The sequence below is a fragment of the Streptomyces sp. NPDC025273 genome (assembly GCF_040638585.1).
Lineage (GTDB): Bacteria > Actinomycetota > Actinomycetes > Streptomycetales > Streptomycetaceae > Streptomyces > Streptomyces cinereorectus.
The window spans coordinates 278,457-292,545 of record NZ_JBEZYP010000010.1; the positions used below are offsets into that span (position 1 = coordinate 278,457).

Annotated in this window: 8 protein-coding genes; 3 read left to right on the forward strand and 5 right to left on the reverse strand. The window is 72.9% G+C overall.

Going from position 1 to position 14,089, the window contains the following annotated elements; genetic code table 11:
* Nucleotides 1-47: 47 nt before the first annotated feature.
* From AB0F38_RS19235 to AB0F38_RS19250, 4 genes are all read right to left on the reverse strand, one after another.
* Nucleotides 48-1,679, reverse strand: a complete 1,632-nt coding sequence (locus AB0F38_RS19235; RefSeq protein WP_361894333.1) for a succinic semialdehyde dehydrogenase — start codon at nt 1,677-1,679, stop codon at nt 48-50.
* Between the two features lie 270 nt (nt 1,680-1,949).
* Complete coding sequence (locus AB0F38_RS19240) at nt 1,950-3,629, reverse strand: protein kinase (protein WP_361894336.1); 1,680 nt, start codon at nt 3,627-3,629, stop codon at nt 1,950-1,952.
* A gap of 116 nt (nt 3,630-3,745) precedes the next feature.
* Nucleotides 3,746-6,457, reverse strand: a complete 2,712-nt coding sequence (locus AB0F38_RS19245; RefSeq protein WP_361894339.1) for a protein kinase — start codon at nt 6,455-6,457, stop codon at nt 3,746-3,748.
* 200 nt (nt 6,458-6,657) lie between these two features.
* Nucleotides 6,658-8,676: a serine/threonine-protein kinase gene (locus AB0F38_RS19250; protein ID WP_361894342.1), complete on the reverse strand. Its 2,019-nt coding sequence runs from the start codon at nt 8,674-8,676 to the stop codon at nt 6,658-6,660.
* Nucleotides 8,677-8,795: 119 nt separating this feature from the next.
* Here AB0F38_RS19250 and AB0F38_RS19255 point away from each other — a divergent pair, with 119 nt between their 5' ends.
* Entirely contained in the window at nt 8,796-9,908 is a 1,113-nt protein-coding gene (locus AB0F38_RS19255) for a serine hydrolase domain-containing protein (RefSeq protein WP_361894344.1), read from the forward strand.
* A gap of 36 nt (nt 9,909-9,944) precedes the next feature.
* On the opposite strand, the gene AB0F38_RS19260 is transcribed toward AB0F38_RS19255, so the two are convergent.
* On the reverse strand, nt 9,945-11,651 hold the full coding sequence (locus AB0F38_RS19260; RefSeq protein WP_361894347.1) for a glycerol-3-phosphate dehydrogenase/oxidase: 1,707 nt from the start codon (nt 11,649-11,651) through the stop codon (nt 9,945-9,947).
* Between the two features lie 264 nt (nt 11,652-11,915).
* Between AB0F38_RS19260 and AB0F38_RS19265 the strand changes: the two genes are divergently transcribed.
* On the forward strand, nt 11,916-13,178 hold the full coding sequence (locus AB0F38_RS19265) for a nucleotide sugar dehydrogenase (RefSeq protein ID WP_361894349.1): 1,263 nt from the start codon (nt 11,916-11,918) through the stop codon (nt 13,176-13,178).
* Between the two features lie 121 nt (nt 13,179-13,299).
* A complete protein-coding gene (locus tag AB0F38_RS19270) occupies nt 13,300-13,962 on the forward strand; it encodes a hypothetical protein (RefSeq protein ID WP_361894352.1) in 663 nt (220 codons plus the stop codon).
* Nucleotides 13,963-14,089 lie beyond the last annotated feature (127 nt).

The following is a 14,089-nucleotide window of genomic DNA, read 5'->3' on the forward strand; positions in this document are numbered from 1 at the left end:
AAAGGCAGGAAAGGGGCTGCCGGACGGTCAGCGCAGCCGGAGGGGGTTCAGCGCAGCCGGCAGGCCTTCATCGCCCTGAGGCCGAAGCTCATCACCGCCGCGTACTTCTCGTCGTCCATCCCGAAGGCCGGGCCGAGCGGGATCAGCCGCTGCTGGGCGACGGTCTGGGCCTCGGTGTACTTGAGGATGCCCTCGGAGCCGTGCCGCCGGCCCAGGCCGGAGTCCTTCATGCCTCCCATCGGGGACCGGACACTGCCGTAGGCGGGCGCGTAGCCCTCGTTGATGTTGACGGTGCCGGCCCGCAGCCGGGCGGCTATCCGGTGGCCGCGCCGTCCGTCCTTGGTCCAGACGCTGGCGTTGAGGCCGTACGGGGTGTTGTTGGCGAGGGCGACCGCCTCGTCCTCGTCGGTGAAGCGGTAGATCGAGACGACGGGTCCGAAGGTCTCCTGGGTGCAGACGGCCATCGGTTCCTGGACGTTGTCGAGGATGGTCGGCTCGTAGAACAGCGGGCCGACGTCCGGGCGGGCGGCGCCGCCCGCGACGAGCGTGGCGCCCTTCTCGACCGCCTCGGAGACGTGCCGGGCGACGGTCTCCAGTTGCCGCTCGCCGGCCAGGGAGCCCATGTCGGCACCGTACGCGAGGGAGTTGCCGAGGCGCATCGCCTTCGTGCGGGCGGCGAAGTGTTCCACGAACGCGTCCGCGACGGACGCGTGGACGTACAGGCGCTCGATGGAGATGCAGAGCTGTCCGGCGGAGGAGAAGCAGGCCCGGACGGCGCCCGCGGCGGCCTTCTCCAGGTCGGCGTCCTCCAGGACGAGCATGGGGTTCTTGCCGCCGAGCTCCAGCGAGACGCCGACGAGCCGGGCCGCCGCACGCCGGGCGACGTCACGGCCGGTCGCGGTCGAGCCGGTGAAGGAGACGTAGTCGGCGCGTTCGACGACCTCGGGGCCGACGACGGGGCCCTCCCCGATGACGACCTGGAACACCCCGGCGGGCAGTCCGGCCTCGATCAGCAGGTCACGGGCCCACAGGGCGGTCAGCGCGGTCTCCGTGTCGGGCTTCATCACGACGGCGTTGCCGGCCACGAAGGCGGGCAGCGCGTCGCCGACGGAGAGTTCGAGCGGGTAGTTCCAGGGTGCGATCTGCCCGATGACTCCGCGCGGCTGGCGCAGCTCGGTGACCTTGGTGAGGGCCGGGACGACGCCGGTGTGCCGCTTCGGCCTCAGATAGGCGGCGGCCCTGCGCCCGTAGTGCCGGGCCGAGACGGCGACGGCCAGTACTTCCTCGTGGGCGTGCAGCCGTGCCTTGCCGGTCTCCAGCTGAATGAGGTCGAGGATCTCCGACTGACGCCGCAGGACCAGGTCGTGGAAGCGCAGCAGCACCCCGGCCCTGGCGCGGATCGGGGTCGCGGCCCAGGCGGGCTGGGCGGCACGGGCACGCTCGAAGGCCGTCGCGACGTCCTCGGGGGTGGACTCCGGCAGGTCGGCCAGCTTGTCCCCGGTGAAGGGCATGTGGTTCGCCGTGCGGCCGGAGCCGACGACACCACGGGTCAGCCGGGCGATCACCTCGGGGGTGACCACATCGGCGGCGGTGCGCACGCCCTCGGGGGCGGCAGCCACCGGGTTGGTGCCGACGCGGGTGCCGGGGGCGGCGGTCGTGGAGGCCTGCGAGTCCGTCATGAGGGCGAGAGTATGTCCGGCGCAACACTTTGGGTACCCGTCGGTAACAGCTTTTCACAGAGCCTACAACTGTCCCCGGCCCCGCCCGGCGACACAGCCAGTGATCACTGGCGACATAACCGCTGATCAGGGGCTATCTTCCGGTGGCACGAGGAATCGCGGAGGATCAGGCGTTCCTTGGCCCGGCGCGTGAATCTTTTCGCCGGCCCGCACGGCAGGATGCGCCGAAAGCCCGGGGGCCCGCCCGGGGGCGCCGCGCACGGACGGTCGTCAGCCGTCCTGCCCCGGGGGCTGCCAGCTGCGCAGCATCGTCTCGAAACGTTCCCGGTTCTCGGCCCGGTCCTCCTCCGGCCCGGTCATGTACAGCGCGTACTCCGGACCGCCCGTCTCGCCGAAGTACATCTGGTCGATCCCGTGGCGGGTGCCCGGGTGGTCCTTGGACTCGACCCAGGTGAACTCCCACCGGGAGCCCGGCCGGTCCCGGAAGGTGTTCGCCCGCAGGGTCAGCCGCTCGTACCCCGGCAGCCGCTCGGCAAGGTCCTTCTCCATGCTCAGCATGTGCAGGTACGCGTTGTCGAAGTCGGGTTCCGGATCGAGGCTGATCCGGATGCGATGTGCCCCGTCGTCCGGGGTGTAGTCGATCTGGCCGCCGTCCGTCTGCCGTGTCCAGCCGTCGGGGACGGCGAGGCTGAAACCCTCGGGGTCGTCGACCCGGTGCCAGCCGTCGGGGATCTCCTTCGGCGCGGGCTTGGGGTCCGCTTCCCCGTCGCCTCCGGCCGAGGAGGCCGGGGACGCGGACGGGCCGGGGGTCTCGGGGCCGGCGGTGTTCCGCTCCCCCGCGCCGCCGCTCCCCTCGCCTCCCCCGTCGTCCGCGAGCTTCATCACGGCCAGCCCCGCCGCCCCGCCGAGCAGCGCGGCCAGGGCGACGACCAGCAGGGCGGTGTGCCACCGGCCCCTGCTGCGCCGGATGCCGGACGCCGGGGCGTACGGGAGCACGGCCGGTTCGGGCACGGGCCGCGCGACTCGGGCCGTCGACCCGTCGGGGACCGAGGCGGCACGCAGGTCCTCGCCGGAGATCCGCTGCGTCGGTACGTGCGCCTGTGCCGCGCGGGGCTTGCGGCCCTCCATCGCGTCCAGCAGCATGCGCTCCGTCTCCTCGGCCGTCGGCCGGTCGGCGGGGTCCTTGCGCAGCAGCGCCGTGATCACGGGTGCCAGCGCGCCGCCCCGCAGCGGCGGCGGCGGTTCCTCCGCGACGACGGCCTGCATGGTGGAGATCGGGGACGTGCGGCGGAAGGGCGAGCGCCCCTCGACCGCCGTGTAGAGGGTGGCCCCCAGCGACCAGAGGTCGGAGGCGGGGCCCGGGTCGCCGCCGCGCACCCGCTCGGGTGCCAGATAGTCGATGGAGCCGACCAGTTCACCTGTCCTGGTGATGGTGGAGTCGCCCTCGATCGCGGCGATCCCGAAGTCGGTCAGCAGCACCTGCCCGTCACGCGCGAGCAGGACGTTGCCCGGCTTGACGTCCCGGTGCAGCACCCCGGCACCGTGCGCGGCCCGCAGGGCGCTCAGCACATGGAGCCCGATCCTGGCCGCCTCGCGCGGCTCGACCTCACCGGTGTCCTTCGTGGCATCGGCGAGCGAGGGCCCGTCGACGTACTGCATGACGATCCAGGGGCGGTGGTCGTACTCGATGACGTCGTGGACGGTGACGACCCCGGGATGGGTGATCCGGGCGGCGGCACGCGCCTCCTTCTGCGTACGGGCGTGGAGCACGGCCCGGTCCGCCTCGGTGGCGTACAGCCCAGCCGTCAACTCCTTGACGGCGACGGTCCGGTGGAGCACCTCGTCGTGGGCACGCCACACCTTGCCCATGCCGCCGCGGCCCAGGACGTCACCGAGCCGGTACCGCCCCGCCAGCACGATTCCCGCGTCCGTCCCCTGCGCATGATCCACGTGTGTCCCCGCCCCATTCCTTCGAACGACAGGTTACGGACGGAAGGCGGCGCCGCGTAACCGCTCCTCGCCCACGAGACCGCACTGTGATGCTCGGCGCGCGGGCCGCCGTGCGGTCAGGACCCCACGCGATACGAGGAGATGGCCTGCTCGTAGATGTCGGAGACCTTGTCCCGCTCGTCCTCCGGGCCGATGACCTGGACGATGTGGTACCTGCCGTCCACGATCATCGCCAGGTTGCGGACGTACACCTCGCGCCCGCCGCTCTCCTGCCAGGTGAACTGCCCCTCGGCCATGGCCTGTCGGCCGACGTCGACCCGGCGCAGTCCGGTGGACGTGGCCCAGCTGGACTCCCGGAAGGGCTTCAGCTCGGGCTCACGGCTCCGCTGGTAGTCCAGCGGGTCGCCACCGCTGGCCTTGACGGTGTCCCGGCCCGGCACGATCAGCACCGTGAACCCGTCGCTGCCGTAACGGATCTGACGGTCGGCGTTGGCCGGGCTGCGCTGGAAGTCGTTCGGCACACCGACCTCGAAGCCCTCGGCATCCTTGCGCAGGACGTAGCCCGAGGCGAGCGCCACGGCGGAGCGGCTGGTCTGCGGCTGCTCGGAGCCGGTCCTGTCCGGCTCCTCGGCGGAGGGGCTCGATTCCGGCTCCGGCTCCGGCTCCGCCGGGGCGGCGGACGCGGAGGGCTGCTCCTGCGCCCCCGTGTCCGTGCCCGACCCGGATCCGGCCTTGGGCATGAACATGAAGGCGTACGCCACGGCGGCGGCCATCGCGAGGAGTATCAGCACCAGCAGCAGTCGTCCGAGCCGTCGCGGGGCACGCCGGCCGGGCTGACGGCCGGGCGGGGGCTGGCGCAGCACCCTGGGGCCCTTGGGCTCACGGGGGGCGCGTGGCGGCTTCTCGTAGCGCTGGGACTTCTGCTGGCGGTGCCGGCCGTGTGCCGCGCCACGGCCCCGGCGCCTGCGCACCAGCTCGCCCCGCCGGCGTACGACGGGCAGCCGGGTGGCGTCGGTGGGCGGCAGCGGTACGACGTCGGTGCCCGCCTCGGGCTCGGGAGCCGAGCGCACGAGGGAGCGCAGCCAGCCTCGCAGCTCCTCGAAGTCCGGTCGCTCCGTCGGGTCCTGACGCAGCAACGACTCGACGACGGGGCGCAGCGGGCCGCACTCCTCCGCGAAGGCGGGCGGTTCGCCGCAGACCATCTGGACGAGCTCGGCGGCGTTCTCCTCCGGGTACGGGGCGTGGCCCTGCACCGCGCGGTAGAGCAGCGCGCCGAGCGCCCACAGATCGGTGGAGGGGCCGATGGGCGGGGCCAGCTGCCAGTTGTCGTGGACCGGACCCGCCTGCTCGGGCGCCCATCGCTCGGTGACGGCGCCGACGACGGCGATACGGGCCTGCCGGGCGCGTTCGGCGGCGAGCGGGGTGGCGGGGCCGCGGTAGGCGGGGGCGCTGTCGCCGCCCGCGACGACCTCGTCCCAGCCGCCGGAGGGGGTGCGTGCGGCCACCGGCCGGGGCAGGCGGTCCTGCCGTTCCACCGGGCCGCTGCCGAGACGCCGGGAGTCGGCGCGCAGCGCGTCCTCGCCCGAGCCGCCCGGTCCTCCGGAGCCGCCCGCGGGCACGGGGCGGCCGGAGCCGTGGCCGTCGCCCCAGGTGCCGGCGAGGTGGACGCGCCGGCCGGGGGGCCGGGGGCCGTCGTTCCCGCCGGGGCCGACGGCGGGCCCTCCGTGGTCCTCGCCGTCGTCATCGTCGTCCTCGTCGTACGGGGCTTCGTACGGGGCATCGGCCGCGCGGCTCCAGGCGGCGGGCAGCTGTGGGAGACCGGCGGCGGGCCCGGCCGGGGCTTCCTCACGTCCGGCGGCGGCGCTGTCGTCGCCGTCGCTGTCATCGCTGTCGCGCTGCGGGTCATCGGTGACGCGGGCCGCGGCACGGGCACCCGCCCGGTAGGCCGCGATGGCGCCGGCGCGGGCCGCTCGCAGCTGTGCGGGGCTTCCCGCCCCGGACTCCGCCACGGGGACGGCGGGGTGCGCCGACCGCGGGACCAGCTCCTGGGCGTCCCGGTCCGCGTCGTCGCCCGCCGCGGGGGGCGACGCCTCGATCTCCATGGGGCCTCGCGAGGCGGGCACTCCGGCCGGGGGCGTGTCCGGGGCAGCCTTGCCCTCGAAGGGCGGGGGCGGCTCGTACGGACCGGTGGGGCCCGATTCGACGGCCGGGGGCCCGTAGTCGTTCTCCTCGTCGGGCCGCGGCACGGGAACGTACCCGCACAGCGCCTCCTCGGCCGCGCCCGCCGCCAGGCCGGTCAGGACGACCCGGCCGTCGTCACAGACGAGCACCGTGCGGACGGTGATGTTGCGGTGGGTCCAGCCGTGCGCGTGCAGCACCCGCAGGGCCGTGAGCACGTCGGAGCCGATCTCGGCGGCCCGGTACGGGTTGAGCGGGCGCTCCGCGAGGAGCGCGGCGAGCGGCCGGGCCGCGACCAGTTCACTCACTATCCAGAGCGAGCCCGCCTCGGCGAACACGTCGAAGACCTGGTCCAGGCGCGGGTGGTCGGGCACCTGGGCGGCCGCCTGCGCGGCCTCGATCGCCCGGCGCACCGCGGGATCCGTGGACCGCCGCACCGTGCGCCCGGTGGCACGCCCGGCAGCCGGGGGCAGACCGTCGGCGTCGAGCACCTCCGCGTCCACGACCTCGGGCAACGGCACCTGCCGGAGCAGGACTTCCTGTCCGCTGTAGGTGTCGAACGCCCGGGTCTCCACCAGTTCGTACGCATCGGACGGCGGCAGCGGAAGGCGGTAGCGGTCGGCCAGGACCCGACCCGCATAGTCGTCCACAACGCCTCCCCAGAGCGCACTGTCCCCCGGTCACGGAGACCGCAAGAATCCGTCAATTGCGGTCACTTGCTGTGCAATTGACCCCTGACCCCGGCTGCGTACGGTCCAATGCCTCTCACGATACGTGGCAAGTGGCGGCGGCGCGGCCGGGTCCGGGCAACCCGGCCGTTCCGTTCGGCGCGGCCGGGGCCGCCGTCCCGTCAGTCAGCGGGCGCGAACGTGGCGAACGCCGTCTCGCGCAGTGTGGTGCATTCCTCGCCGTCCCACTCGCTCGCCTTGCAGCTGACCATGATCGAGTAACCGTGGGTGGCGTCGACCTTGAAGCCCCGGTTGAGCACCCGGACCCGCATGCCCTGCTGGTTGCGCGTGAACTGCCAGTCCGCGACGGTCGGGTAGCCGTTGTACTCGACCTTCTTGATGCCGAGGTGCTCGTACCCGTTGCTGCTGCCGGCGACCGCGCCCTTCAGGCCACGCCAGGCGGCGGCGGCGTCCTCCCCGGGCGAGGAGTTGTAGTCGACCTGGACACGGGGAAACCCGCCGCCGTCGTTGTAGACGCCGCCCGAATTGCTTCCCGCGATGGCGTTGCGCTTGAACTTTCCGGGCATGGCCATCGTGAAGTGGAACCGCTCGTCGGTGACCTTCTCGTACCCGGCCGGCAGGGCGTCCGGGCCGGGGGCCGGTTCATCGGTCTCCGGAGCTGGCGAAGGGTCGGTGGACGCCTTGCCCTTGTCCTCGCCCTGGCCGTCCTTGCCGTTCCCGTCGCCGGTGTCCTTGCCGGAGTCGCTGTCGGTGTCGCCACCGGTCCCCGCTCCGGTCGAGGCCGCGGTGCCGCCCTGGGCCGCGCCGCCCTCTTTGCCCTCGCTGTCGTCGCCGAGGGTGAGCGCGAGGACCGTACCGAGGACGGCCAGAACGACGATCCCGGCGATGACCGCCAGCGTGCGACGCGGCACGACGTCCGTGATCGACGCACGCGGCGGAGCGGGCGGGCCCGCCGGACTCTGCGGAGGTACGGCCGGCCCGGAGGCCGAGGCCGTGGCGGCCGCTGCCGCCGGGGCCTTCGCGTTCCGCACGGACCGCAGCGCGCCGCGCAGCCGGTCTTTCGTGCTCTCACCGGTGCCGGAGCCGGTGGCCGCACCGGTCCCCGATCCGGTCGCGGAACCCGTTGCCCTCCCGGAGCCGCTGTCCGCACCGCCGGACACCGGCCCCGGGCCGGACCCGGAACCGCTGCCCGGCCCGGCCGCTGTCGCCGGTCCGGGCGTGGACGCCCCTGCCGCGGCCGCCTTCTTCCTGCCGCCGCTCTTCGGAGCGGTGATCCCGGGCAGCGCCATGACCCGGGTGGAGTCGGCCGGGGGCGCGGCGGAAGGCTCGGGAGCGTTGATCACCTTGTTGAGCAGGACACGTGCCCCGGCGTCGTCCAGCCGCTGTTCGGGATCCCTGACCAGCAGGCCGTAGATGACCTCCTCGAGCGGACCCGCGTTCTTCGGCGGATCGACCGGCTCCGTCATGACGGCCGTCAGCGTGGCGATGGCCGAACCCTTGTCGTACGGCGGGCAGCCCTCGACGCTCGCGTACAGCAGTCCGCCGAGCGACCACAGGTCGGCGGGCGGCCCCGGCTTGTGCCCGCGGGCGCGCTCCGGGGAGATGTACGAGGGGGCGCCGACGAGCATGCCCGTGGAGGTGACCGACGGGTCGCCCTCCACCTGGGCGATGCCGAAGTCGGTCAGGACGACCCGCCCGTCCTCGGAGATCAGCACGTTGGACGGCTTCACGTCGCGGTGCAGGATGCCCTCGCGGTGCGCCGAGCGCAGCACGTCGAGGATGGCCAGGCCGACCTCGGCCGCGCGCTTCGGCGTCAGCGTCCCGTCCTCACGGATCGCCTCGGCGAGTGACTTGCCCTCGATGAGCTCCATGACGATCCACGGCCGGTCGTCCTCGTCGACCACGTCGTAGACCGTCACCGCGCTGTTGTTGCGGATCCTCGCGATCGCCTTCGCCTCACGCAGGGTGCGCGTGATCAGCCGGCGCTTCTCGTCCTCGTCGATGGCCGAGGGGAACCGCAGTTCCTTGACCGCGACCGTGCGGCCCAGCGTCTCGTCGGCAGCACGCCAGACCGTGCCCATGCCGCCCCGGCCGAGCACCTCCCCGAGCCGGTACCGCCCCGCGAGGAGACGTCCGTCCTTGTCCCGTTGGGGCTCCTGTGCCTGCTCCGCCTCCGACATGCGTCCCCTCTGCGATCAACCCGCCCTGGCAGAGCGTTCATTGTCCCTCACCCCGGGACCGGTCATGGTGCCGGGTCCGGGGTCGGCCATGATGTGGCCGGAGGAAGGAGCCCTCTGCCGTGCCGATACTCAGGGCGCTGCTCGTCGCCCCGGTGGTGCTGACTCTGCTCGCCCTGGGAACGGCGAGCCTGCCCAGCGAACCACACCTCACGCCCGCGTCGCCCCACCTTCACCGGCTCGTCGCCGAGGGCGACGCCCCGGCGGCGGCCCTTCTGGCAGGCCCCAGCGCCTCCGCACCGTACGGAACATACGGCTCGGCGGGGCCCGGGATCCGGCCGGGCGACCGCTTCCGGGCGGGCAGCATCACCAAGACGTTCGTCGCGACCGTGGTCCTCCAGCTCGTCGACGAGGGCGAGCTGCGCCTCTCGGACAGCGTCGAGGCGCATCTGCCGGGCCTGATACGCGGTCAGGGCAACGACGGAGCCCGCATCACCCTGCGCTCCCTGCTCACCCATACCAGCGGTCTCTACGACTACACCGAGGCGCTGCCCGCCACCGACCCCGCCGTCACGGGCGCCGCCGGCCCGTCCGCGCAGCCGCTGGCACCGGGCACCGCGATCCGCACCGCCCTGGCCCACGCCCCGGCGACGGCCCCTGGCGCGTACGCGTACTCCAACACCAACTACGTCCTGCTCGGCCTGATCGTCCAGCGCGTCACCGGACATCCGTACGCCGCCGAGATACAGCGCCGCGTACTCACCCCCCTCCACCTGTCCGGCACCTCGCTCCCCGGCGCCCGGAGCGCCCTGCCCGTCCCGCACTCCCGCGGCTACCACCGCTCCGCCGACGACGGCACCCTGCGCGACGTCACGGCCATCGACCCGAGGATCGCGGGCGCGGCCGGGGAGCTGGTCTCCACACTCGCCGACCTCAACCACTTCTACGCGGCGCTGCTGGGCGGCCGTCTGCTGTCGCCCGCCCAGCTGGCCACGCTGCTCGACACCCGCGCCGCGGACGGCCGGTACGGCATGGGGGTCTATCCACAGAGGCTCTCCTGCGGGACCACCGTGTGGGGGCACGACGGGCACATCACCGGAAGTTACGTGCGTACCGCCGCTACCGTCGACGGCCTGCACGTCTTCACCTTCCGGGTCAACACGGACGCGTTGCCCGGCCCGGCCCTGCAAGCTTCTCTGCTGGAGGCCGAGTTCTGCGGCTCGCGGACCACCTGACGGCCCGTCTCCCGGCCCGCGCCGCCCGTCACGGCGTCAGAGGGGCACGATGTCCGGCGCCCCCAGCCTCGCCGCGTCCGCCGTCAGGTCGTCCGGCTGCCGCTGCGACTCCCGCTCCGCCTCCACGCGCTTGCGGTAGTGCTCGACCTCCCGTGCGACCTGGTCGGTGTCCCAGCCCAGCACCGGCGCCATCAGGTCGGCGCACTCGCGGGCACAGCGGGTGCCCCGGTCGAACGTCTCGATGGAGATCCGGGTGCGCCGCGTCAGTACGTCGTCGAGGTGACGGGCGCCTTCGTGCGAGGCGGCGTAGACGACCTCGGCCCGCAGATAGTCCTCCGCGCCCGCCAGCGGCTGGCCCAGCGACGCGTCACCGGCGACCAGGTCCAGCAGTTCCTCGGTCATCGAGCCGTAGCGGTTGAGCAGATGCTCCACCCGGGCGACGTGCAGCCCCGTCCGTGCGGCGATCCTCGCGCGCGCGTTCCACAGCGCCAGGTAGCCCTCGGCGCCCAGCAGCGGGATGTCCTCCGTGACGCAGTCCGCCACCCGCTGGTCCAGGCCGTGCACGGCCTCGTCCACCGCGTCCTTCGCCATCACCCGGTACGTCGTGTACTTGCCGCCCGCGACGACGACGAGCCCGGGCACCGGATGGGCCACCGTGTGCTCGCGCGAGAGCTTGCTCGTGGCGTCGGACTCACCGGCCAGCAAGGGCCGCAGCCCCGCGTAGACCCCCTGGACGTCGTCCCTGCCCAGCGGGGTGTTGAGCACCGAGTTGACGCGTTCGAGCAGATAGTCGATGTCGGCACTGGAGGCGGCCGGATGCGTCTTGTCCAGGTCCCAGTCCGTGTCCGTCGTGCCGATGATCCAGTGACGGCCCCACGGGATCACGAACAGCACGGACTTCTCCGTCCGCAGGATCAGACCGGTCGAGGAGTGGATGCGGTCCTTGGGGACGACGAGGTGGATGCCCTTCGACGCCCGCACGTGGAACTGCCCGCGTTCCCCGATGAGCGCCTGGGTGTCGTCCGTCCACACACCGGTGGCGTTGACCACCTGCTTGGCCCTGACCTCGTACTCCCCACCGCCCTCGACGTCCCGCACCCGGGCGCCGACGACCCGCTCGCCCTCGCGCAGGAAGCCGGTCACGCGCGCCCTGTTCGCCACGTGCGCGCCGTAGCTCGCGGCCGTGCGCACCAGGGTCTCCACATAGCGGGCGTCGTCCATCTGGGCGTCGTAGTACTGCAGCGCCCCCACCAGGGTGTCCTTCTTCAGCGCGGGTGCGACCCGCAGGGCGCGGCGGCGCGAGAGGTGGCGGTGCACGGGCAGTCCGCGGCCGTGGCCGGAGGACACCGACATCGCGTCGTACAGCGCGACGCCCGAGCCCGCGTAGATCCGCTCCCAGCCCTTGTGCTGCAAGGGGTACAGGAAGGGAACGGGCTTCACCAGATGCGGGGCCAGCCGCTCCAGCAGCAGCCCGCGCTCCTTCAGCGCCTCCCGTACGAGCGCGAAGTCCAGCATCTCCAGATAGCGCAGCCCGCCGTGAATCAGCTTGCTCGACCGGCTGGACGTCCCGGACGCCCAGTCCCGCGCCTCGACCAAACCGGTGGTAAGTCCTCTGGTGACCGCGTCCAGCGCGGTCCCGGCGCCGACCACGCCCGCCCCCACGACCAGCACGTCCAGTTCACGCTCGGCCATCGCGGCGAGCGCCTGGGTGCGCTCCGCCGGTCCCAGTGTCGCTGTCCTCACTGCTGCCTCCCGGTAATCCCGGTACTCCCGGTGGATCAGAGTGGTACGGCCACGGGAGGGACCGGCCGAGAGGCCGGGCGCCCGTGCCCACCACTCGATTCTGTCCGCGGTCCGCGACTTCAGCCACCGCCTGTGGACAACACTCGGTCGACGAGAGTCACAGAATGCGACATATAGGTCATATTTACGCCTAGTCTGACATTGCGCTGTCCCCAGCAGTTGCGCTTTCTGTCTTCTTGGTCTTAGGGAAGGACGGCCCTCGACATGCCCGCAGACCTCGCTGTCATCGGACTCGGTCACCTCGGCCTGCCCCTCGCCCAAGCAGCCGTCGCCGCCGGAATCCACACCGTCGGCTACGACACCGACCCACGCCCGTACGCCGAACTCTCGGCGGGCCGCACCCCGGTCGAGGGATCCCTCAGCGCCTCCGGCATCCGCCGGATGCTCTCGGGAGGATTCCGCCCCACCGCCGACCCGGCCGAGCTGGGCCGGGTGCGTACCGCAGCGATCTGCGCCCCCACCCCCCTCGGCCCGGACCGCACGCCCGACCTCTCCGCCGTGACCGACGCGGCACGCGCGCTCGCCGCCCGGCTGCGCCCGCACACCACCGTCCTGGTGGAGTCGGCCGTGCCGCCGGGCACCACGGAGAACCTCGTACGTCCGCTCCTGGAGGAGGGATCGGGCCTGCACGCCGGACGCGACTTCCACCTCGCCCACTCCCCCGGCCGCCTCGACCCCGGCAACCGCACCCACGTGTACGGCAACACCCCCAAGGTCATCGGCGGTCTCACCCCCGCCTGCACCGAGTCGGCCGCCGCGTTCTACGGCCGGCTCACCGACAAGGTCGTCCGGGCCCGCGGACCACGGGAGGCGGAGATGACGAAGGTCCTCGAAACCAACTTCCGGCACGTCAACATCGCCCTGGTCAACGAAATGGCGGTGCTCTGCCACGACCTCGGCGTCGACCTGTGGGACGTCATCCGGTGCGCCGAGACCAAACCCTTCGGCTTCCAGCCGTTCCGCCCCGGCCCCGGCGTCGGCGGCCACGGCGCCCCGGTGGACCCCGGCTGCCTCCCGTACGGCAGCCTCACCCCCGGCCACCCGCTGCGCATGGTCTCGCTGGCCAAGGAGATCAACGACCGCATGCCCGGTTATGTGATCCAGCGCTGCGCCACCCTGCTGAACGAGCACGGCAAGTCCGTCCGCGGGGCCAGGGTGCTGCTGCTCGGCGTCACCTACAAGCCGGACCTGGCCGACCAGGAGGCCGCCCCCGCCCGCGAGATCGCGACCCGGCTGATGGACATGGGTGCCCAGATCGGCTACCACGACCCGCACGTCCTGGACTGGCGCGTGCGCGACCTGCCCGTCCCGCGCGCCGACTCGCTGTACGAGGCCGCCGCCGGGGCCGACCTGACCGTGCTGCTCCAGCACCACCGCACGTTCGACCTCCAAGGACTCGCCGTGAAGGCCCAACTCCTCCTGGACACCCGGGGAGCCACCCCGGCGGGAGCCGCGCACCGGCTCTAGGAAGAGGCCCGGCCGGCCAGTCCCCGCAAGGATTCCGGTGGGTCCTGTCGGTGCGGACTGCTAGCCTGCGGCGTCATATCTCGCACAGTCGTGCGCATCCGTCCCAGGGGGAACATCCATCATGAGCCAGCCCGTGCAGCCGCCGAACCCGCCGCAGCAGCCCAACGGCGGCGGCCTGCCCGCCCCCGGCAACCCGTACGCGGCGGAGCAGCAGCCCGGCGTCCCGGCGGACGGCAACCCGTACGCGGGTCAGCCGGCCGCCCCGGCCGGAAACCCGTTCGCCGGCCAGCAGCAGGGCCCGCCCACCGGCAACCCGTTCGCCGGCCGGCAGCAGGGCCAGTTCGGCGGCGGCGCCCCGTTCCCGCCCGCCCCGCCCGCCCGCGACGGCTCCGGTCTCGGCCTCGGCATCCTGACCGCTCTCGGCACGGCGATCGTCGCCGCGATCCTGTACGGCGTCATCGCGGGCTCCATCGAGCGCGAGGTCGGCTACGCGGCCGTCGGTGTCGGCTTCCTGGTCGGCTTCGTGGCGAGCAAGGTCGGCGGCTCGAACCCGGCCGTCGCCGTCGCCGGTGCCGTGTTCTCCCTGGGTGCCGTCTTCCTGGGCCAGCTCGTCGCCATGTCGATGATCCTGGCCGACGGCCTCGGCGTCGGCTTCACCGAGGTCTTCTTCGACCACTTCGGTGACGTGATGGACATCTGGAAGGAGGAGGCCGACTTCATGACGTACCTCTTCCTCGCCCTTGGCCCGGTCGCCGCCTTCGGTGGCGCCAAGAAGGCCGCGTAACCAGCGTCCCGCACGCGGGAGGGCCCGGACCACACCCCTTGGGTTCTAACGGTCCTCGCAACACCCGCGATCTGTGGGAGTTGCGAGGACCGTGGTCGTTGGACGCGATGACGTTGCGAGGCTGAGG

Bases quoted from the DNA above. Each gene is read 5' to 3' on its own strand.
- AB0F38_RS19265 (WP_361894349.1), top strand. From the start codon at position 11,916: ATGCCCGCAGACCTCGCTGTCATCGGACTCGGTCACCTCGGCCTGCCC.
- AB0F38_RS19235 (WP_361894333.1), bottom strand. From the start codon at position 1,679: ATGACGGACTCGCAGGCCTCCACGACCGCCGCCCCCGGCACCCGCGTC.
- AB0F38_RS19250 (WP_361894342.1), bottom strand. From the start codon at position 8,676: ATGTCGGAGGCGGAGCAGGCACAGGAGCCCCAACGGGACAAGGACGGA.
- AB0F38_RS19270 (WP_361894352.1), top strand. From the start codon at position 13,300: ATGAGCCAGCCCGTGCAGCCGCCGAACCCGCCGCAGCAGCCCAACGGC.